Origin of the sequence: Methylophilus sp. Leaf408 (genome assembly GCF_916856905.1) — a bacterium.
GTDB lineage: Bacteria > Pseudomonadota > Gammaproteobacteria > Burkholderiales > Methylophilaceae > Methylophilus.
Window position 1 is genome coordinate 636,480 of sequence record NZ_CAKASK010000001.1, and the last position, 20,387, is coordinate 656,866.

18 protein-coding genes are annotated in these 20,387 nt (G+C 48.3%); all 18 read left to right on the plus strand.

Annotation, left to right across the window (positions count from 1 at the left end; all coding sequences use genetic code 11):
- Positions 1 to 4: 4 nt before the first annotated feature.
- Positions 5 to 643 (plus strand): 3-isopropylmalate dehydratase small subunit, encoded by a 639-nt coding sequence (leuD, locus tag LPA26_RS02795; protein WP_229007249.1) that lies wholly within the window; start codon positions 5 to 7, stop codon positions 641 to 643.
- 170 nt (positions 644 to 813) lie between these two features.
- Positions 814 to 1,884 (plus strand): 3-isopropylmalate dehydrogenase, encoded by a 1,071-nt coding sequence (gene leuB / locus LPA26_RS02800; RefSeq protein ID WP_229007250.1) that lies wholly within the window; start codon positions 814 to 816, stop codon positions 1,882 to 1,884.
- Positions 1,885 to 1,987: 103 nt separating this feature from the next.
- Positions 1,988 to 2,299, plus strand: a complete 312-nt coding sequence (locus LPA26_RS02805) for a pyrimidine/purine nucleoside phosphorylase (protein ID WP_055831241.1) — start codon at positions 1,988 to 1,990, stop codon at positions 2,297 to 2,299.
- A 110-nt stretch (positions 2,300 to 2,409) separates the two neighbouring features.
- On the plus strand, positions 2,410 to 2,904 hold the full coding sequence (locus LPA26_RS02810; protein ID WP_055831243.1) for a YajQ family cyclic di-GMP-binding protein: 495 nt from the start codon (positions 2,410 to 2,412) through the stop codon (positions 2,902 to 2,904).
- A 17-nt stretch (positions 2,905 to 2,921) separates the two neighbouring features.
- The gene (locus LPA26_RS02815) at positions 2,922 to 3,044 is read left to right on the plus strand and encodes an entericidin A/B family lipoprotein (RefSeq protein ID WP_156376561.1); all 123 of its coding nucleotides are present in this window, start codon (positions 2,922 to 2,924) and stop codon (positions 3,042 to 3,044) included.
- A gap of 41 nt (positions 3,045 to 3,085) precedes the next feature.
- Complete coding sequence (gene asd / locus LPA26_RS02820) at positions 3,086 to 4,198, plus strand: aspartate-semialdehyde dehydrogenase (RefSeq protein ID WP_229007251.1); 1,113 nt, start codon at positions 3,086 to 3,088, stop codon at positions 4,196 to 4,198.
- A 263-nt stretch (positions 4,199 to 4,461) separates the two neighbouring features.
- Positions 4,462 to 7,371, plus strand: coding sequence for a FimV/HubP family polar landmark protein (locus LPA26_RS02825; protein ID WP_229007252.1), 2,910 nt, complete (start codon positions 4,462 to 4,464; stop codon positions 7,369 to 7,371).
- Positions 7,372 to 7,524: 153 nt separating this feature from the next.
- On the plus strand, positions 7,525 to 8,298 hold the full coding sequence (gene truA, locus LPA26_RS02830) for a tRNA pseudouridine(38-40) synthase TruA (protein ID WP_229007253.1): 774 nt from the start codon (positions 7,525 to 7,527) through the stop codon (positions 8,296 to 8,298).
- 18 nt (positions 8,299 to 8,316) lie between these two features.
- Positions 8,317 to 8,958, plus strand: coding sequence for a phosphoribosylanthranilate isomerase (locus LPA26_RS02835; RefSeq protein WP_229007254.1), 642 nt, complete (start codon positions 8,317 to 8,319; stop codon positions 8,956 to 8,958).
- Between the two features lie 52 nt (positions 8,959 to 9,010).
- Positions 9,011 to 10,213, plus strand: coding sequence for a tryptophan synthase subunit beta (gene trpB / locus LPA26_RS02840; protein ID WP_055831253.1), 1,203 nt, complete (start codon positions 9,011 to 9,013; stop codon positions 10,211 to 10,213).
- Between the two features lie 63 nt (positions 10,214 to 10,276).
- Entirely contained in the window at positions 10,277 to 11,077 is an 801-nt protein-coding gene (gene trpA, locus LPA26_RS02845; protein WP_229007255.1) for a tryptophan synthase subunit alpha, read from the plus strand.
- A 30-nt stretch (positions 11,078 to 11,107) separates the two neighbouring features.
- A complete protein-coding gene (accD, locus tag LPA26_RS02850; RefSeq protein ID WP_229007256.1) occupies positions 11,108 to 11,971 on the plus strand; it encodes an acetyl-CoA carboxylase, carboxyltransferase subunit beta in 864 nt (287 codons plus the stop codon).
- Positions 11,971 to 13,263 (plus strand): bifunctional tetrahydrofolate synthase/dihydrofolate synthase, encoded by a 1,293-nt coding sequence (gene folC / locus LPA26_RS02855; RefSeq protein ID WP_229007257.1) that lies wholly within the window; start codon positions 11,971 to 11,973, stop codon positions 13,261 to 13,263. Before accD ends, folC begins: the two co-directional genes overlap by 1 nt.
- A 49-nt stretch (positions 13,264 to 13,312) precedes the next feature.
- Positions 13,313 to 14,053: an SPOR domain-containing protein gene (locus LPA26_RS02860; RefSeq protein WP_229007258.1), complete on the plus strand. Its 741-nt coding sequence runs from the start codon at positions 13,313 to 13,315 to the stop codon at positions 14,051 to 14,053.
- Between the two features lie 8 nt (positions 14,054 to 14,061).
- The gene (locus LPA26_RS02865) at positions 14,062 to 14,580 is read left to right on the plus strand and encodes a CvpA family protein (RefSeq protein ID WP_229007259.1); all 519 of its coding nucleotides are present in this window, start codon (positions 14,062 to 14,064) and stop codon (positions 14,578 to 14,580) included.
- A gap of 32 nt (positions 14,581 to 14,612) precedes the next feature.
- Positions 14,613 to 16,148: an amidophosphoribosyltransferase gene (gene purF, locus LPA26_RS02870; RefSeq protein WP_055831265.1), complete on the plus strand. Its 1,536-nt coding sequence runs from the start codon at positions 14,613 to 14,615 to the stop codon at positions 16,146 to 16,148.
- Between the two features lie 223 nt (positions 16,149 to 16,371).
- On the plus strand, positions 16,372 to 17,559 hold the full coding sequence (locus LPA26_RS02875; protein ID WP_229007260.1) for an O-succinylhomoserine sulfhydrylase: 1,188 nt from the start codon (positions 16,372 to 16,374) through the stop codon (positions 17,557 to 17,559).
- 249 nt (positions 17,560 to 17,808) lie between these two features.
- A complete protein-coding gene (gyrA, locus tag LPA26_RS02880) occupies positions 17,809 to 20,379 on the plus strand; it encodes a DNA gyrase subunit A (protein ID WP_229007261.1) in 2,571 nt (856 codons plus the stop codon).
- Positions 20,380 to 20,387: the final 8 nt, after the last annotated feature.

Consider the following 20,387-nt stretch of genomic DNA (forward strand, 5'->3'; position numbering starts at 1 on the left):
CCGTATGAAAGCATTTACCACTATTAACGGTCTGGTTTGTCCTCTGGATCGCGCAAACGTCGATACCGATGCGATTATTCCCAAGCAATTCCTGAAATCCATCAAACGTTCAGGCTTTGGCCCGTACCTGTTCGATGAGTGGCGCTATACCAACTATGGCGAACCTGGCATGGATTGCAGCACACGTCCTTTGAATAAGGATTTCGTGCTGAACCAGCCACGCTATCAAGGCGCGCAGGTGTTGCTGGCGCGTGATAACTTCGGTTGTGGCTCCTCACGTGAGCATGCGCCATGGGCGATTGAAGACCAGGGTTTTCGCGTGATTATTGCGCCTAGTTTTGCTGATATCTTCTTTAATAACTGTTTCAAAAACGGTATCTTGCCGATTGTCGCTTCTGCTGAACAAGTGGATATCCTGTTCAAGGAGTGCCAGGCAAATGAAGGTTACTCGCTGAATGTCAATCTGGTTTCACAAACGGTGACTACGCCTTCAGGTCAGTCATTCAGCTTTGAGATCACCCCGACCCGCAAGCACAACCTGCTGAATGGCCTGGATGAAATCGGCCTGACCTTGCAGCATGCGGATGAGATCAAGGCATTTGAGATTAAACATAAAGCCGCCCAACCCTGGCTATTCGCTTAGAAACCATATAAACCTGCTGTGCAATTGATTGACTTCGTTACGCGGTGCTCGTAATCCTCATGTACTTTTGTACATTCCGGTTTCTGTGCTCCGGGTGCCTTGTCACTCAATTGCTCGCGACGGTTTCTGATGGCTTCTCACATCATAGAATAATTATTTAGGATAAACCTATGGCATTAAATATTGCAGTTTTACCCGGTGACGGCATCGGCCCTGAAATCGTTGCACAAGCCTTGCGCGTGCTGGAAGTATTGAAAAAAGATGGTCTGGATATGACCTTTACCGAAGCTCCGTTAGGCGGTCAGGCTTATGACCAGTACGGTCACCCATACCCTGAATTCACGCAGAAAATCTGTAGGGCCGCGGATGCCGTGTTGCTGGGCGCTGTAGGTGGCCCGCAGTATGACACTTTAGATCGCCCATTGCGTCCTGAGCGCGGATTACTGGCTATTCGTAAAGACTTGGGTTTGTTTGCCAATCTGCGTCCGGCAGTGCTATTCCCGGAACTGGCGAACGCGTCAACCTTGAAACCGGAAGTGGTTGCCGGCCTGGATATCATGATCGTGCGTGAATTGACCGGTGATGTCTATTTCGGCCAGCCACGTGGCATTCGCACTAATGAAGAAGGCGTGCGTGAAGGTTTCAACACCATGATCTACAGCGAGCCGGAAGTGCGTCGCATTGCGCATGTGGCGTTTGAAATCGCCATGAAGCGTGGCAAAAAACTGTGTTCAGTCGATAAAGCCAATGTATTGGAAACCACCGAATTCTGGAAAGAGATCGTGATTGATGTCGCTAAAGAATATCCGGAAGTGGAATTAAGCCATATGTATGTGGATAACGCAGCCATGCAGCTGATCCGTAACCCTAAACAGTTTGATGTGATGGTGACGGGCAATATCTTCGGCGATATCTTGTCAGATGAAGCTTCCATGCTGACTGGCTCGATTGGTATGCTGGCGTCTGCTTCGCTGAATGAGAGCAAGCAGGGCTTGTACGAGCCATCACACGGTTCTGCGCCGGATATCGCTTGTAAAAACCTGGCGAACCCGATTGCGACTATTTTGTCTGCGGCCATGATGTTGCGATACAGCTTTGATAACGAAGCTGCAGCGACCCGCATTGAAAATGCAGTGAAGAAAGTGTTGGCAGCAGGCTACCGTACCGGTGACATCTATGAAGAGGGCACCAAGCGTGTATTCTGTTCTGAAATGGGTGACCAGATCGTGGCTGCGATGTAAACGGGCAGCGCGCGCCTTGTATGGCATCGCGCTCGCTCAGTTTTCAGGTGTGATATAGTCGCGCTTTTATTGGCGACACATTGAAATTAATCAGGAATTTAAAATGGCACAATTTGATAATGTCAGCGTTAAAAAGAAAGCAAACGTTTATTTTGATGGCAAGTGTGTGAGTCATACTGTGCTGTTTCCGAACGGTACACGCTGTACCGTGGGTGTAATTTTCCCGAGTACCTTGACCTTCAATACCGGCTCGCCAGAATTGATGGAAATCAATGATGGTGTCTGTAAAGTGCGCTTGAAAGATGAAGAAAACTGGACCACTTATAAAGCAGGTGAGAAATTCACTGTGGCGGGTAATTCGTCTTTTGATATTGAAGTGTTAGAAACCGTAGACTACGTCTGCCATTTCGAATAATTGTGTGATTGCTCGGCAGAGCGGTGTTGTTAGCGCTTTTCGTACTTAATATTAATGTACTGCCTGCCCGCTAACGCCTTGCTCTGCCATCGCTTGAAAGGTTTTCAAAGATGCCCAGTTTTGATATTACTTCTGAAGTTGATATGGTCAACTTAAAAAACTCGATTGATGCTTCAATTAAACAGATCACCAATCGTTACGATTTCAAAGGTACATCTGCCAAAGTCGAATTTAACGAAAAAGACAAGGTCATTACCTTGTTTGGTGACAATGATTTTCAACTGGACCAGATAAAAGATATTTTGCTTCCAGCAATGGAAAAGAAAGAACCGGAGTCTTCCAAGCGACTTGAACACAAGGACGTACAAAAAGTCTCAGGTAACAAGGTGAAACAGGATCTGCGCGTGCAAGATGGTATTGATAGCGACTTAGCCAAGAAAATCACCAAGCTGATCAAAGACAGCGGAATGAAAGTGCAAGCCACTATTCAAGGCGATACAGTGCGGGTTAATGGTGCCAAGCGCGATTTATTGCAGGATGCCATTGCGTATGTTAAAAAGAGTGTGACGGATTTTCCGTTGAAGTTTGGTAATTTCAGAGATTGATTTTAAGGAGAAAATAAATGAAAAGGTTAATGATGCTATTGGTTGTGACGATGGTGTTGGCAGGTTGCAATACCATGAACGGTGTGGGCAAGGATATGGAAAAAGCTGGTGAAGCTGTGCAGAAAAAGGCCTCCGAATAATGTTTTGATGCCGGGATGACCGGCGAGAATAACGAGATCACATGTTAAAAGTAGGGTTTGTAGGTTGGCGCGGTATGGTAGGCTCTGTGCTCATGCAACGCATGATGCAAGAGAAGGATTTTGCAGATATTGATCCGCAGTTTTTCACTACATCACAAACGGGTGGAGCTGCACCCAAGGTTGGCAAGGATTCGCCTGCGCTAAAAGATGCCAAGGATATTGCTGAACTGAGCAAGATGGATGCGATTGTGTCTTGCCAGGGCGGTGATTACACCAGCGAGATTTTTCCGCAGTTGCGCAGCAGTGGCTGGAACGGTCACTGGATTGATGCCGCTTCAACTTTGCGTATGGAAAAAGATGCAGTAGTGATTCTTGACCCGGTCAATATGCGTGTGATCAAGGATGCATTGAGCCAGGGTGGCAAAAACTGGATTGGTGGTAACTGTACGGTTTCCCTGATGCTGATGGCTTTGAACGGTCTATTCAAGGCGGATCTGGTGGAATGGGCCACTTCGATGACTTACCAGGCAGCTTCAGGTGCTGGTGCGCAAAACATGCGTGAGTTGATTTCACAAATGGGCGTGATTCATGCATCAGCGGCGAATTTGTTGGGCGATCCTGCTTCTGCGATTCTTGAGATTGATAAAACTGTAGCCGATACTATTCGGAGCGCTGATTTACCTACTTCTAATTTTGGCGTGCCTTTGGCTGGTAGCCTGATCCCGTGGATTGATAAGGATCTGGGTAACGGCCAAAGCAAGGAGGAATGGAAGGGCGGTGTAGAAACCAACAAGATTCTGGGTCGTGAAGCCAACCCGATTGTGATTGATGGTCTGTGCGTGCGCATTGGTGCAATGCGTTGCCATTCACAAGCCTTAACCCTGAAGTTGCGCCAGGATGTGCCGCTGGATGAAATCAACCAGATGCTGGCAGAAGCCAACCAGTGGGCTAAAGTGATTCCTAATGAGCGCGAAGTCAGCATGCGTGAATTAACGCCTGCGGCCGTGACGGGTACGTTAACAACCCCGGTTGGCCGTTTGCGCAAGCTGGCCATGGGTGGCGAATACCTGTCAGCTTTTACCGTTGGCGACCAGTTACTCTGGGGTGCAGCAGAACCTCTGCGTCGTATGTTACGTATTCTGGTTGAAGCTTAAGTAATTAATTAAATTGCAGCCCGTAAAGCCATGATTTGTTAATAAAATCATGGTCTTTTCGGGCTTTTGTTTTGCATGCATTCAGGTTTAATGGATGATAGAGTCCAAGCAAGGTAAGTTTGTGGCAAGCAGGGTGGCAATTGGCGTGCTTGCGTGGCTTACTGATTGATGCTATGTTGACAATCGCCATGAATGACAAGGGTTAAACGGTGCCTAAATTTAAATTAAAAAAATTAGCCTTTACATTAAGTCTGGGGTTGAGCTTGAGCGCAGCAATTGTTGCGCACGCTGCAGGTCTGGGAACAATGACCTCCACTTCAAAACTGGGGGAGCCACTGAATGCAGAAATTGAATTGCTGGCGGTTGCGCCAGGCGAATTAAATAGTATCCAGGCCGCGCTAGCCGCTGATCAGGTGTACCAGGATCAGATGCTGGAAAAACCTGCTTCTTACCCATATATTCAGATTGAGGTTGGCAACAATAGCAAGGGTCAGCCCATCCTCAAGCTCACCAGTTCACAACCGATTACCGAAGCTTTCCTGGATATGCTGATCCAGGTAGATTGGCCGACCGGGCGACTGGTCAAAGAATACACCCTCTTACTGGACCCTCCTGGATTTAATTCTAACTACGTGTCTGAATCATCAGGGTTGCCCGTGACCGGACAACCGCAAGCCCCCGCTGAAACACCTAAAGTGGAAAGGGTGCCTGCAGCCGACATTGAGCAGCCTGTTACAAGCAAGCCTGCTTCGAAAAAGTCGCCAGCTAACCGCGCCGTGGCTCCCAAGCCAACGCCCAAACCTGAACCATCCGCTGCAAACGTTGATACGCCAGACCCACTCACCACTGACCGAGGTGATACGCTGTATGCCATCGCGCGGCAAATGAAACCGGATAACGTCAGTGTCGAGCAAATGCTTGCAGCGCTTTACCGCTCAAACCAGGATGCGTTTGATGGTAAAAATATGAACCGTTTAAAAGTGGGCAAGATCATCCGCATGCCGGATCAAGACACTTTAAATGCCATCAGTAACCAGCAGGCTAAAAATCTGGTGGCCGAACATAATACAAATTGGGTGGCGTATAAAAATGCCTTGTCCAATGTAGTGGAAAAGTCTGCTGCCAGTGAAACCGGCGGTAACACCCAGCAATCCGCTGGCAAAATTGGTAGTGCACAGGACAAACCGGTACCACAAGTACCAGCAGGCAAAGATACACTTAAGCTGTCTGCCGGCGATGAAAAGTCTGGCACCCAAACCGATAAAGCTGCTTCTAAAGCTTCGGAAAATGCTGCCAAAGAAGAAGCCATCGCTAAAGAAAACGCTATCAAGGAAGAGCAATCGCGTGCCGCAGCGCTTGAAAAACAAGTCGCCGACATGAAAAAACTGGTAGAGATGAAAAATAATGCCATGGCGCAGGCGGAGAAAAATGCTGCACAAGCTACGGCTCCTGGTACCAAAACACCTGAAGCCCAAGGCCCGGAATCCAAAACTGAAGTACCTGCCACTCAGGTTACTGAAACGCCTGCAGTACCCGCCGAAAGCAAACCGGCACCCGCTGTTCAGGATTCGCCTAAAGCGAGTACAGAACCTGTTCCTGCTGAGCCTGCTATTGAAGCAGAGCAGCCATCTTTCATGCGTGTGCTGCTGGCGCGCTTGAAAGGAATCAGTCCCATATTGCCATGGGCCTTGATTGCCTTACCTATATTGATTTGTGTCTGGGCACTGATCCGCATTCGCCGTAAAAAAGAAATTGATACCTTTGAAGATGCGATCCTGACTTCACCAGCGACTGAAATGCAGAATAACACTGTATTTGGTGATACCCAGGCTGCTTCTGGTGACACCTCTTTCTTGACCGACTTCTCGCAAAGTGGTGTAGGCGGGATGATCGACTCACACGATGTTGACCCGATTGCTGAAGCCGAAGTGTACATGGCTTACGGTCGTGATGCGCAGGCAGAAGAAATTCTCAAAGATGCGATTCAAAAAGATCCCGAACGTCAGGAGCTTAAGTTGAAGCTGCTTGAAATTTACCAAAGCACGGCTAACAAGGGAGCATTTGAATCATTGGCTGGGGAGATTTACGCCAATGTCGGCCCTAATGACCAGACCTGGTCTAAAGTAGTGGCGATGGGGCAGAAGCTGGATCCTGAAAATTCACTTTACCAGATGCCGGCGCTTGATAATACCGGCCTAGAAACACCCGTGGTTGAAGCAGATAGTGCAGATCAAGGCTACCACTTCAATTTTGAAGCGCCAGCGCTTGAATTCGAACCAGCTGATAATAGCAAAAAAAATAATACTGATAATGCGGGCAATGCAGGCGTAGAAGTTTCGACTGAAGATTCATCAAGCGTAAATACATTTACTGAACCCTCACTGACAGAAACTAAACCGGAAAAATTTGCAGAATTACAAACAGACTTTGATAATCCTGATAACAAACCTGCAGATAATTTGCCGGAATTGCTAGAAACGCCTTCAGACGATTTAATCATCGAGCCTGTTCAGCAAGAAAATATTCTGGCTAACGAAAAAGCACCTCAGTCCGAGGACTCAGAGAAACCAGACCTTAATACTGAACTTCGCTTTGAACAAAGCTCTGAAAAAGAAACAATTGAGCAGACATCGGCGCCAAATGCAGTGGTTGATGCAGAGCTAACACCAAAAGCGCTGGACTTACCCTCCCTGAATCTTGATGACGACTCTTCAAGTTCAGTCAGAGATAATCAGGCTGCTACACAGGTGACAGGTGAGCAGACGCTATCATCGGATGATGCTGTGTTTGAATCTCTACCTGAGCTTTCGCTGGAGCTGGGAGGGCCAAATGATACGACTATCAAGACTGCTGAAGAAGAGGATGCACTCGATATCGATGATATCCGCCTCGACAATGTGGATGACGAAGTGCTCAGTCGCGTACCTGCCGAAACCTTCAGTACCGAGACCGCTTTCCCTGAAATTTCACTGGATGTCACAGAAAAGCCTGAGGAAAGCCTGGTTGAGTTTGATGGTGAGCCAGAAGAGGTTAATACCAAGCTGGATTTGATCCAGGCCTACATCGATATGGAAGATATGATAGGCGCCAAGGAATTGATCGAAGAAGTGCTTACCGAGGGTGGTGAACGCCAGCGGCAACGAGCTAGTGAGTTGCTTGCAAAAGTTGCATAAAACAAGGCCGGGTTTTCCGGCCTTTTTATTTGAAGATGAAGTAGACGCATAGCAATGGTATGGATCAGCCAAAAGCCTGCACGAATAAGAAAATATTGATTCAAAGCTTTGCGCTATTAGGTGTTATACCTGACAGCCCTTATACTATGCGCCATGAAAATTGCGATTGGCATTGAATATCATGGTGCTTATTTTCAGGGATGGCAAAGCCAGCCTAATGGCCGAGGAGTACAGGATGCAATTGAGCATGCCATAGCAATGGTTGGTGGAGAGCCGGTAAGGCTGCATGCGGCTGGCCGGACTGATACCGGAGTCCATGCGTTAATGCAGGTTGCCCATTTTGAAACGACGGTAGTACGGCCGCAAAGTGCATGGGTTCGTGGTACCAATGCGCATTTGCCACCATGGATACGTATCTTGTGGGCGCGCGAAGTCGCTGATGATTTTCATGCCCGATTTAGCGCCAAGGCACGCAGTTACCAATATGTGCTCTATAACCACACGGTGGCACCAGCGACCCAGCACGGTCGTGTAGGCTGGTACCATAGACCGTTGGACATTGCACCGATGCAACTTGCCGCCGAATTCTTATTAGGCGAGCATGATTTCAGCGCGTTTCGCGCCAGTGAATGCCAGGCGAGTTCCCCGATACGGACCATGCACCGTGCCGAAGTAAGCCAGCAAGGCAAACATATAGTTTTCAGCTTTCAGGCAAATGCTTTTCTGCAACACCAGATACGTAATGTCCTCGGGGCATTAGTCTATGTTGGTCAAGGCAAACTGACGGTCGCCGAATTTGCTGAGTTGCTCCAGCGTAAAGATAGAACGCTTTCACCCCCCACGTTTATGCCGGATGGCTTGTACTTTACGGGCGTGACCTATGATACGCATTGGCAACTGCCACCCTGTGAAACAAAGTGGGACTAAATAAGGTCCATGAAGCATATGAAAAGAACCAGAGTTAAAATTTGTGGCATTACCAGGCAGGAAGATGCATGGGCGGCTATTGATGCCGGAGCTGATGCTCTCGGATTTGTGTTTTATGCGCCAAGTCCGCGTGCTGTAGGCGCAGCCCAAGTACAGGCTATCATTAAAAATTTACCACCTTATGTTGGTAAGGTTGGCCTTTTTGTGAATGCTTCTGCCAGCGAGGTGCAAGAGGTGATCGATACGACTTCTCTGGATTGCCTGCAGTTTCATGGCGACGAAGCGGCGGACTATTGCGAGAAATTTAATCTGCCATATTACAAAGCAATCCGCGTCAAACCGGATGTAAGTTTGGTACAATGCGAGCTTGATTTTGCGTCGGCTTCCGCCTTATTGCTGGATACTTTTTCAGAAAAAGCAGTTGGGGGGACAGGCCAGACATTTGATTGGGGATTGATCCCTTCCGGGTTAAAAAAACCACTGGTTTTGGCTGGTGGATTAAATCCTCTGAATGTCGCTGATGCATTGCAACAGGTTCAGCCTTATGCCGTGGATGTTAGCGGTGGTGTAGAGGCGCAAAAAGGGATTAAATCCCCAGAAAAAATAGCAGCATTTATGCAGCAGGTTACCCAATACGATGCAAGACGCAATGCAGGTTGAGAAGGTATGCACTGGGGCGGTTTGAATAACAGAACGATATACGGAGTAACGCATGCAAGTGTATGACATGCCAGATAAACATGGCCATTTTGGTCCATTTGGTGGAATTTTCGTCGCGGAAACTTTGGTAGAAGCACTGGAAGAGCTGCGGCTGATGTATGAAAAGTATCGCCATGATCCCGAGTTTTTAGCTGAATTTGCTTACGATCTCAAACATTTTGTTGGCCGTCCAAGCCCTATTTATCATGCCAAGCGCTTGTCCGATAAAATCGGCGGTGCCCAGATCTACCTTAAGCGCGAAGATTTAAACCATACTGGCGCGCACAAAATCAATAACACTATAGGCCAGGCTTTGTTGGCCAAGCGTATGGGTAAGCCGCGCGTGATTGCAGAAACAGGCGCAGGGCAGCATGGCGTGGCAACCGCAACCATCGCTGCTCGTTTGGGCCTAGAGTGCGTGGTTTACATGGGCGCCGAGGATGTGAAGCGTCAGGCGCCTAATGTGTTTCGCATGAAACTGCTGGGTGCGACAGTTATCCCGGTAGAAAGCGGCTCTAAAACCCTGAAAGACGCACTGAATGAAGCAATGCGTGACTGGGTTACAAATATCTCCAATACGTTTTACATTATCGGCACAGTTGCCGGTCCGCATCCTTATCCGATGATGGTGCGCGATTTCCAGGCGGTGATCGGTATTGAAGCCAAACAGCAAATGCAGGAAATGATGGGTCGCCAGCCTGATGCTGTGGTGGCCTGTGTGGGCGGTGGTTCCAATGCGATGGGGATTTTTTATCCCTACATTGATGTTGAAGGCGTGCGCCTGATTGGCGTAGAAGCAGCAGGGCATGGGCTTGAAACCGGAAGCCATGCTGCTCCCCTAACTGCGAACAGCCCGATTGGTGTATTGCATGGCAACCGTACTTACCTGATGCAGGATGAAGACGGCAATATCGTTGAAACACACTCTATCTCAGCGGGCCTCGACTATCCGGGAGTAGGCCCGGAGCATGCATGGTTAAAAGATATCAAACGCGCTGAATATGTGGCGATCACAGATGACGAAGCCATGCATGCATTTCACCAGCTCTGTCGTACAGAAGGCATTATTCCGGCAATGGAATCAAGTCATGCCTTAGCTTATGGAGAAAAACTGGCTAGAACAATGTCACCGGACCAAGTGGTGCTTGTGAATCTGTCAGGACGCGGTGATAAAGATATTAATACCGTTGCTAAGCTATCTAACATCACACTCTGATGCAGCCAATTAGCTAGTCCAGACTATAAATAGCCCATCCATTAGAAAAAAGAATTTTTTGCTATGTCACGCATTCAATCCGTTTTTGCTGAATTAAAAGCGCAAGGTAAAAAAGCGCTGATCCCTTACTTCACGGCTGGAGATCCACACCCAGACCAGACCGTACCTTTACTGCATGCTTTGGTTGACTCCGGTGCCGATGTAATTGAGTTGGGCGTGCCTTTTTCTGACCCGATGGCGGATGGCCCGGTGATTCAGCGTGCAAGTGAGCGTGCGTTAATGCATAAAATGGGCTTGCGCAAAGTGCTAGCGATGGTGAAAGATTTCCGCGAAACCAATCAGAGAACCCCCATTGTTCTGATGGGCTATGCTAACCCTATCGAGGCAATGGGTGTATTACAGTTTGTGAATCTAGCCAAAGAGGCCGGTGTCGATGGCGTATTGACTGTTGATTACCCGCCTGAAGAGTGTGAAGACTTTAATAAACAACTGGCGACAGCCGGCATTGATAGTATTTTTCTGCTGTCCCCGACTACCGAGCCATCGCGTACCGAATTAATTGTCAAGCAGGCAACAGGTTTCCTGTATTACGTATCGCTTAAAGGCGTTACCGGCGCAGGTAACCTTGACATCGTTGAAGTAAAAAAACGTGTGGCTGAAATCCGTGGTAGTACTGATTTGCCTATTGGCGTGGGATTTGGCGTGAAAGATGCAGAGACTGCACGTGAGGTATCTGCGATTGCTGATGCGGTGGTGGTAGGTAGCCGTATGGTGCTGGCAATCGAGCAGTCAGATGAACACAACCTGATTCCGAATGTGCAGGCTTTGATGAAAGAATTACGTACTGCGATTGACTCCGTTTAGGGGCATCACATCATTTGAGCAGGAGAGACTATGAGCTGGTTAGACAAAATTCCTCAAAAAATCAAACGTGCGGTAAGCGGCGAGCGCCGCAATATGCCGGAAGGACTTTGGCATAAATGTGATGCCTGCCAGACCGTGCTGTATCGTACTGATCTGGATGCAAACCTGGAGGTATGTCCCCAGTGTGGCCATCATCACAGATTGGGCGCCCGCGCGCGTCTGAATGTGTTTCTGGATCCGGAAAGCCGCGTTGAAATTGGTGCCGATGTCACGCCAGTCGATGCCTTGAAATTCAAGGATAGCAAGACCTATACTGAACGTATGCGCAGCGCGCAACGCGACGTGAAAGAAAAAGATGCATTGATCGTCATGCGCGGTACGGTTGAGCGCGTACCGGTTGTCGTGGCTGCGTTCGAGTTTAAGTTTATGGGCGGCTCTATGGGTTCTGTAGTCGGCGAGCGCTTTGTTCGTGGCGTGCAGGCTGCTATTGAAAACAAATGCGCTTTTATCTGTGTTTCTGCCAGTGGCGGGGCGCGCATGCAGGAAGGTTTGCTGTCATTAATGCAAATGGCCAAGACCAGCGCAGCATTGACTAAACTTTCTGAAGCTGGCTTGCCTTATGTCTCAGTCCTGACTGACCCAACCATGGGTGGCGTTTCTGCGAGTTTTGCCATGCTGGGTGATGTGATTGTTGCCGAACCAAATGCGCTAATCGGATTTGCTGGGCCGCGCGTCATTGAGCAAACAGTACGCGAAACCCTTCCTGAAGGCTTCCAGCGTGCAGAGTTCCTGCTAACGCATGGCGCGATTGATATGATTATTGACCGCCGAGAAATGCGCGCAAAATTAAGTCAGTTGCTGGCCGGTTTTATGAATATTGCTAAAGTTGCCTGATGTCGTCACATGTGCCCGAGCTTCCTGTCACAGTCGAGGCTTGGCTTAGCTTCATAGAGTCATTACATCCCAAATCGATAGAAATGGGATTGTCACGGGTACAAGCGGTAGCCGCACGCTTACATCTGAAATTTCCTTTTACCGTGATCACCGTTGGTGGTACCAATGGTAAAGGCTCTACATGTGCCATGCTCGAAGGCATTTATGCTGCAGCTGGCTACCGTGTCGGCTGTTACACTTCACCGCATTTGGTGCAATATCAAGAGCGCGTCCGCTTAAATGGCGAGTTGATTGCCGATGACGTTTTATGCGCAGCATTCACCGCCGTAGAAAAAGCGCGCGAAGATATATCTTTGACTTATTTTGAGATGGGTACACTGGCGGCATTGTGGGCGTTTGAGCAGCAGCCTCTGGATGTCGTCATTCTCGAAGTAGGGCTCGGCGGCAGGCTGGATGCCGTCAATATTGTCGATGCCGATTGCGCTATTGTGACTAATGTTGACCTTGATCATATGGAGTTTTTGGGTGATACCCGCGAATTGATCGGCCATGAAAAAGCAGGTATTTACCGTAAACACCAGATTGCCATTTGTGGCGATGTACAACCTCCAATTTCTCTCCTGAATTATGCTGAATCACTTGGCGTACCATTAAAACGCTATGGTGTTGATTACCGCATGGACTTAGCGGATACGCAGTATAGTGACGCTCATGGCTCACTGGCCATTGGTTCGCTACCATTGTTTGGTGATTATCAGTGGCAAAATGCCGCCAACGTGATTTATGCAGTGCGCGCCCTGCAATCTAAATTACCAGTGACAGACGACGATTTACGACAAGGGTTGACCTCAACAAAAGTGGTCGGTCGTTTTCAATATTGGCATCGCTCGCCGGATGTGATTCTGGATGTTGCACATAACCCGCATGCTGCTCGTGCCTTGCGTAGTAATTTGCAACAACTGAGTGCCGATGGTTGTAAGATTGTTGCCGTATTTTCCATGTTGTCAGACAAGGATATCGCCGGCGTAGTAGATATTCTGCATGATGTCATCGATGAGTGGGAAATCGCGCCTATCCAGCATCCGCGTGCCGCCAGTGTTGATTATCTTAAGCAGTGCCTGAGCCACAAAGTTTCTGATCAGCAATTGAAAACACATCCTGACCTGCCAACGGCATTAAGAAGCTGTTATAAAAAAGCAGCAAAAAATGATAAAATTATTGTGTTCGGCTCATTTTTCACTGTGGCTGCCATCCTGGAAATAACACCTGACCAATGGATTTCATCAAGCTAGCTGTTGACTAGCAATATGTGAAATGATGTGAGTGAGAATTTAAGACAACATGGCAAGAGATAGTGTGACAGACAAAGAATTGACCCTTAAGAAAACAGCCCGCAGGCGGCTGGTGGGTGCCATCACCCTGGTTATTCTGATGTTGATCGTATTGCCTTTCGTCCTGAAAGACAGAGTCGTCGAACCTGCGCATGACGATGTTGAGATTACCGTCGTCAATCAACAAGCGAACCGCGAACCTATACTTGAATTACCGGATGAGGATGTTGAACTTGAGGTAGAGGCTGCTGCACCTGCTGCAAATGCCGCCACTCAGACAACGCCTGCGGTAGAAACACCTGCAGCACATATCGAAGAAGTGCCTGTTACACCCTCAGCACCAAGCAAACCCGCCAAAGCAGTGCCTGCGCAAGTGGCGGTTGCTGAAACACTTACTGCTAAGCCTGCTCCATTAGTTGAACCCAAAGTTGAACCCAAAGTTGAACCCAAAGTTGAACCCAAAGTTGAACCCAAAGTTGCGGCGGCGAAATCTAAAGAAGAGCCTAATTCTTCCGATAAATCATCAGGTAAATTCTATGTGCAGTTTGGCGTGTTCTCTGACCCGAATAACCTCGAAAACCTGCAAGGCAAATTGAAACAGGCCGGTTTTGAAGCAGCGACGGATAAAGTCGATGCCGCTGGCAATAAGTTACGGTTGCGGTCGCGCACGTATGCGACACGAAATGAAGCGGCAGCAGCATTGAAAAAGCTGGAAGCTGCCGGTTTTAGCGGAATAGTTGCGAAATCCTGAATCAGGCAATGACCATTTTTGATTATTTTGTACTTGGTATTATTGGCTTTTCCATTCTGGTTGGATTAATGCGCGGCGCTATCCGCGAGTTCTTTTCGGTTATCGGCTGGGCACTCGCATTTTATCTAGCCAACAAATTTAACAGTGAGGTTATTAGCTATATCCCGGAGCAAGTGCCTGGTGAAGCGGTGAAAGCGATTGCTGCATTCTTGCTAGTATTTTTATCTGTGCTGTTTTTATGCACCTTGTTAGCTTTATTACTGACCACCCTGATCAAGGCAGTAGGTTTGGGTGGCCTAAATCGCGTGCTGGGTGGTCTTGCCGGTGCAGTTAAAGGTGTATTGATCGTCTGCATACTGGCGATGCTTGCTGCGATGACCGATATTCCCAAAGACCCACGCTGGACCAACGCCATGTTGAGTGCCCCCGTTGAAGTGCTGGTCTTGAATTTGCTGCCATGGATACCATCTAGTATTGCCGAGCATGTGCATTTGGAACATGACCAGGCAGATGAATCCCTCATTTAATTTGTAATCTAGTCTTGGAATAGGATGTCGCTATGTGTGGAATTATCGGTATTGTAGGTAAAAACCCGGTGAACCAGTTGTTGTATGACGGGTTGCTGGTGCTACAGCATCGCGGGCAAGACGCTGCAGGGATTGTGACTTGCGATGGTAATACTTTCCATATGCATAAAAATAACGGACTGGTTAAAGACGTATTTCATACCCGTCATATGCGCAACCTGGCCGGTAATGTCGGCATAGCGCATGTGCGTTATCCGACGGCTGGCTCTTCCAGTGCGGCTGAAGCGCAACCGTTTTATGTCAACTCACCTTTCGGTATTGTGCTTGGCCACAATGGCAACCTGACCAATTCAGAACAGCTTAAATCTGAAATGTTCAGGCAAGATCTGCGTCATATCAACACCAGCTCCGATTCGGAAGTGTTGTTGAATGTGTTGGCGCATGAGATTGAAGATACCTCCAAAAATGCCTTGTTGAACAGCGACATGGTATTTGATGCGGTTTCTGGCGTACACAGGCGCTGTAAAGGCGCTTATGCAGTGGTTGCCATGATCGCTAACTTTGGTTTGCTGGCATTTCGCGATCCGCATGGCATTCGCCCGTTGGTGATAGGCAAGCAGGAAACCAGCAAAGGTACTGAATATATCGTGGCTTCTGAAAGCGTTGCTCTGGATGTGTTGGGCTTTACCCTGTTACGTGATGTTGAGCCGGGCGAGGCAGTATTTATCGATATGGATGGCAATTTGTTCAGCCGTCAATGTGCGCAAAATCCTAAACTGACCTCCTGTATTTTTGAATATGTTTACCTGGCACGCCCTGACTCAGTGATTGATGGTGTTTCTGTTTACCAAACCCGCCTGGACATGGGTACTTTGCTAGGCGAAAAAATCAAGCGCGAATGGGCTGACAAACAGATTGATGTCGTGATTCCTATTCCTGATACCAGCCGCCCGAGCGCCTTGCAATTAGGGATTTCACTGGGCCTGGATTACCGCGAAGGGTTTATCAAAAACCGGTATATTGGCCGTACGTTTATCATGCCAGGCCAGGCATTACGTAAAAAATCGGTACGCCAGAAACTGAACCCGATCGGCATTGAGTTCAAAGGTAAAAACGTTTTGCTGGTCGATGATTCGATTGTGCGTGGCACTACATCACAGCAGATTGTGCAGATGGCGCGTGATGCCGGTGCTAACAAAGTGTATTTCGCTTCTGCCGCGCCGCCGGTACGTTACCCTAACGTGTATGGTATTGATATGCCTAGTCGTGACGAGTTGTTAGCAACTGATCGTACCGATGAAGAAATTTGTGCCGAGATTGGTGCCGATGCATTGATTTACCAGGACTTGGATGCATTAAAAGAGAGCATTACCAAGTCCAACCCACATCTGACAGAATTCGATTGTAGCTGTTTTGATGGCAAGTACGTGACTGGTGATATTGATGCGGCTTACCTGAATCGTATTGAGGCGGCGCGTAGCGATTTCAACAAAAAACAACCGCCACCAAACTCAACTACGCAACTGGATCTGAATTTGTTATCAACCGATCTGGTTGGGGTAGATTAGCCCTTGACAGGCGCCATTAGAAGGCGTCTAATGAAATTGCGCTGATTTGAGTGGCGAACTTTAAACGAAGCCGAACTCAGCTTGCGAGCGCATTATAAATCCTGCTAAAGCGAGAGCCCAAAAACCCGTTTTAGCGCAATGCTGAAGCGGGTTTTTTATTGGCTGCATACCTTATAAAGTTAAATGTGTCGTTAAAGATTAAGATAGTTGGAAGATTAACAAAATGAGTGATCAATACCATTTGGAAACGCTGGCAGTACGTGCTGGCACGCTGACAACCGAGTTTGGTGAAAATTCTGAAGCCCTGTTCCTGAACTCCAGTTTCCGTTTTAAAAATGCAGCCCAGGCAGCAGCAAGATTTGGCGGCACAGAGCCTGGCAATATTTACTCGCGCTTCACTAACCCGACCGTGACTATGTTTCAGGATAAGTTGGCCGCTTTGGAAGGTGCCGAACAATGCGTGGCCACCGCCAGCGGCATGGCGGCAATTTTAGCCTGCATCATGGGTATTTGTAGTGCGGGCGACCATGTGGTGGCTTCGCGCAGTGTGTTTGGTACCACCGTGCAGTTATTTTCGAATATCCTCAAACGTTGGGGGTTGGAGGTGACATTGGTATCACTTACCGATACTGACGCATGGAAAGCCGCTGCAAAACCCAATACCAAATTGTTTTTTGCCGAAACGCCTTCTAATCCGCTGACCGAAGTAGGCGATATTGCCAAGCTGGCTGAAATAGCCCATGCTGCAGGCGCTTACCTGGCAATTGATAATTGTTTCTGCACCCCAGCTTTGCAACAGCCATTGAAATTGGGTGCAGATATTGTGATTCACTCTGCGACTAAATATATTGACGGTCAGGGCAGGGTGTTGGGCGGCGCTGTGCTTGGCAATAAGACCTTGATGGAGCCGGTCTATGGATTTTTGCGTACCGCAGGCGTGACCATGAGTGCATTCAATGCCTGGGTATTCGTCAAAGGCATGGAAACACTACAGATCCGTATGGAAGCGCATGCGCAACGTGCCCTGGCGATAGCGCAGTGGCTGGAACAACAGCCTCGAGTAGCCCGTGTGTATTACCCTGGTTTACCATCGCATCCGCATTATGTGTTAGCACAACAACAGCAAAGATTAGGTGGTGGCATCGTCACTTTTGAGGTTAAACCACGCGCCGGACAAAGCGCGCAGGAGGCCGCCTGGGAAGTAATTGACGCCACTAAGCTGATTTCAATTACTGCTAATCTGGGTGATGCGAAATCGACCATCACACATCCGGCAACCACTACGCATAGCCGTGTGACAGCCGAGGCCAGGGCAGAAGCTGGCATCAAAGATAACCTGGTGCGTATTGCAGTAGGGCTGGAGCACGTGGAAGATTTAAAAACTGACTTGCAGTTGCTTTCGCAAGCTTAACACCAGCTTTAAAACAAACGGTTTATCGCTACCTCACGACGGGTAATGCGATAAACCGTTTTTTATTATCCCGAGTTTTATTGCTTCTCTACATGGGCAGGTAAAACGATAGATTTAATTCTGTATTTTGCACTTGTTTTTTACTGCTACAAGGCTGATCCAGGCCATTTTAGCCGCGTTTTAAGCAGCCAGAGTCCGCTAAATATGCTAAAATCGCGAGATAATTTTTAACTATAAAATGGGTCAAGAATGAGTCAGTCTCCCGATCAGTTTGCTAAAGAAACCCTGCCTATCAGTCTCGAAGACGAGATGCGCCGCAGTTATCTTGATTACGCGATGAGCGTAATTGTTGGTCGTGCTTTACCAGATGTGCGTGATGGCCTCAAACCAGTACACAGACGTGTATTGTTTGCCATGCACGAACTATCCAATGACTATAACAAGCCATACAAAAAGTCTGCCCGTATTGTCGGTGACGTGATCGGTAAATACCATCCGCACGGCGATACCGCGGTGTATGACACCATCGTTCGTATGGCGCAGCATTTCTCCTTGCGTTACATGCTGGTTGATGGTCAGGGTAACTTTGGTTCAGTGGATGGTGATAACGCGGCGGCAATGCGTTATACGGAAATCCGCATGTCCAAAATCGCCCATGAACTGCTGGCAGATATTGAGAAAGAAACCGTCGATTTTGGCCCTAACTATGACGGCAGCGAACAAGAACCGCTGATTATGCCAACGCGAATCCCTAATCTGCTGATTAACGGCAGCTCGGGGATTGCAGTAGGGATGGCGACCAATATTCCTCCACACAACCTGAATGAAGTGTTGAACGGCTGTTTCGCGCTGCTGAAAAATCCGGAAATTTCGATTGATGAGCTGATTGAGTATATCCCTGCACCTGATTTCCCGACTGCCGGTATTATTTACGGCACGGTAGGCGTAAAAGAGGGGTATCGCACCGGTCGTGGCCGTGTTGTAATGCGTGGCCGCACGCATTTTGAAGATCTGGATAAAGGTGGTCGCCAGTCCATTATTATTGATGAACTGCCTTATCAGGTGAATAAGAAAACCCTGATCGAGAAAATTGCCGAGCTGGTTAACGAGAAAAAAATAGAAGGCATTTCTGATCTGCGCGACGAGTCGGATAAATCCGGCATGCGCGTGGTGATCGAGCTTAAGCGTGGTGAAGTGCCAGAGGTAATTCTTAACAACCTCTACAAGCAAACGCAACTGCAAGATACCTTCGGCATGAATATGGTTGCCCTGATGGATGGTCAGCCACGACTGCTCAACCTGAAGCAGATGCTGGAAGCCTTCCTGCGCCATCGCCGTGAAGTCGTTACACGCCGCACTGTATTTGAACTGCGCAAAGCGCGTGACCGAGGTCATGTGCTCGAAGGTCTGGCGGTAGCCCTGGCTAATGTGGATGAGATGATTGCCATCATAAAGGCCGCACCAACGCCACCGGAAGCGAAAAAAGAATTGATGGCACGCAACTGGCATTCCACTGTGGTGGAAGATATGCTCAAGCGCGCAGCTATGGAAGCATCACGTCCAGAAGGACTATCCGTAGACTTTGGCTTGACGCCAAATGGCTATCGCTTGTCAGATGTGCAGGCGCAGGAAATCCTGCAGATGCGCTTGCAACGCCTGACCGGCCTGGAACAAGACAAGATAGTGACCGAATATAAAGAGGTGATGGATATCATTGCCGATTTGCTTGATATCCTGGCGAAACCTGAACGCGTGACGGCCATTATTGTTGAAGAATTGAATGAAATTCAGAAACAGTTTGGCGACAAACGTCGTTCCGAGATTGAGCACAATACGCAAGACCTGTCGCTGGAAGATTTGATCACACCGCAAGACGTGGTAGTGACCTTGTCACATACCGGTTATATCAAATCCCAGCCTTTGGATGAGTACCGTGCACAGCGCCGTGGTGGTCGTGGCAAACAAGCCGCAGCGACTAAGGAAGACGATTTTATCGACAAGATGTTTGTGGCAAACACGCATGATTACATTCTGTGTTTCAGCAGTCGTGGCCGTGTTTACTGGCTCAAAGTCTATGAAGTGCCGCAAGGTAGCCGCGTTAGCCGTGGCAAGCCGATTGTGAACCTGTTCCCATTGGAAGAAGGTGAGAAAATCAATGCTATCCTGCCGGTGAAAGAGTTTGACGAAAACCATTATGTATTCATGGCGACCGCCATGGGTACAGTTAAGAAAACTGCGTTGACTGAATTCTCCAACCCGCGCAAATCCGGCATTATCGCGATTAACCTCGATGACAATGACTACCTGATTGGTGCAGAAGTCACCAATGGCAAGAATGACATTGTGCTGGTTTCCAACGGCGGTAAAGCGGTTTGGTTTACTGAAGATGACGTTCGCCCAATGGGTCGTGCGACGCGAGGTGTGCGCGGTATGAAACTGGCTGCCAAACAGCAAGTGCTTTCATTACTGATTGCAGAAAATGATCAGCAATCAGTATTGGTTGCCACCGAAAATGGTTATGGTAAACGTACTGTGTTGTCTGAATTCCGTCACTCCGGTCGCGGTACACAGGGCGTGAAGGCGATTGCAATCAGCGAGCGTAACGGCTTGGCGGTTGCAGCAAGATTGGTGACAGCAGATGACGAAATCATGCTGATTACGACCGGTGGTGTATTGATTCGTACCCGTGTTAAAGAAATTCGTGATATGGGCCGCGCTGCACAAGGCGTGACACTGATTAACCTGGGTGAAGGCGAGAAGCTTTCCGGTCTTGAAAAAATCGTTGAAACTGATGAAGACGAGAACGATAGCGAAGAATAGTTGAATTC

What these genes read in the sequence shown, in the direction of transcription:
- LPA26_RS02875 (WP_229007260.1), top strand. Translation starts at nt 16,372, where the DNA reads ATGAGTGATCAATACCATTTGGAAACGCTGGCAGTACGTGCTGGCACG.
- truA (WP_229007253.1), top strand. Translation starts at nt 7,525, where the DNA reads ATGAAAATTGCGATTGGCATTGAATATCATGGTGCTTATTTTCAGGGA.
- asd (WP_229007251.1), top strand. Translation starts at nt 3,086, where the DNA reads ATGTTAAAAGTAGGGTTTGTAGGTTGGCGCGGTATGGTAGGCTCTGTG.
- LPA26_RS02815 (WP_156376561.1), top strand. Translation starts at nt 2,922, where the DNA reads ATGAAAAGGTTAATGATGCTATTGGTTGTGACGATGGTGTTGGCAGGT.
- LPA26_RS02835 (WP_229007254.1), top strand. Translation starts at nt 8,317, where the DNA reads ATGAAAAGAACCAGAGTTAAAATTTGTGGCATTACCAGGCAGGAAGAT.
- folC (WP_229007257.1), top strand. Translation starts at nt 11,971, where the DNA reads ATGTCGTCACATGTGCCCGAGCTTCCTGTCACAGTCGAGGCTTGGCTT.
- trpA (WP_229007255.1), top strand. Translation starts at nt 10,277, where the DNA reads ATGTCACGCATTCAATCCGTTTTTGCTGAATTAAAAGCGCAAGGTAAA.
- leuB (WP_229007250.1), top strand. Translation starts at nt 814, where the DNA reads ATGGCATTAAATATTGCAGTTTTACCCGGTGACGGCATCGGCCCTGAA.
- accD (WP_229007256.1), top strand. Translation starts at nt 11,108, where the DNA reads ATGAGCTGGTTAGACAAAATTCCTCAAAAAATCAAACGTGCGGTAAGC.
- LPA26_RS02810 (WP_055831243.1), top strand. Translation starts at nt 2,410, where the DNA reads ATGCCCAGTTTTGATATTACTTCTGAAGTTGATATGGTCAACTTAAAA.
- trpB (WP_055831253.1), top strand. Translation starts at nt 9,011, where the DNA reads ATGCAAGTGTATGACATGCCAGATAAACATGGCCATTTTGGTCCATTT.
- leuD (WP_229007249.1), top strand. Translation starts at nt 5, where the DNA reads ATGAAAGCATTTACCACTATTAACGGTCTGGTTTGTCCTCTGGATCGC.
- LPA26_RS02865 (WP_229007259.1), top strand. Translation starts at nt 14,062, where the DNA reads ATGACCATTTTTGATTATTTTGTACTTGGTATTATTGGCTTTTCCATT.
- LPA26_RS02860 (WP_229007258.1), top strand. Translation starts at nt 13,313, where the DNA reads ATGGCAAGAGATAGTGTGACAGACAAAGAATTGACCCTTAAGAAAACA.
- LPA26_RS02805 (WP_055831241.1), top strand. Translation starts at nt 1,988, where the DNA reads ATGGCACAATTTGATAATGTCAGCGTTAAAAAGAAAGCAAACGTTTAT.
- gyrA (WP_229007261.1), top strand. Translation starts at nt 17,809, where the DNA reads ATGAGTCAGTCTCCCGATCAGTTTGCTAAAGAAACCCTGCCTATCAGT.
- purF (WP_055831265.1), top strand. Translation starts at nt 14,613, where the DNA reads ATGTGTGGAATTATCGGTATTGTAGGTAAAAACCCGGTGAACCAGTTG.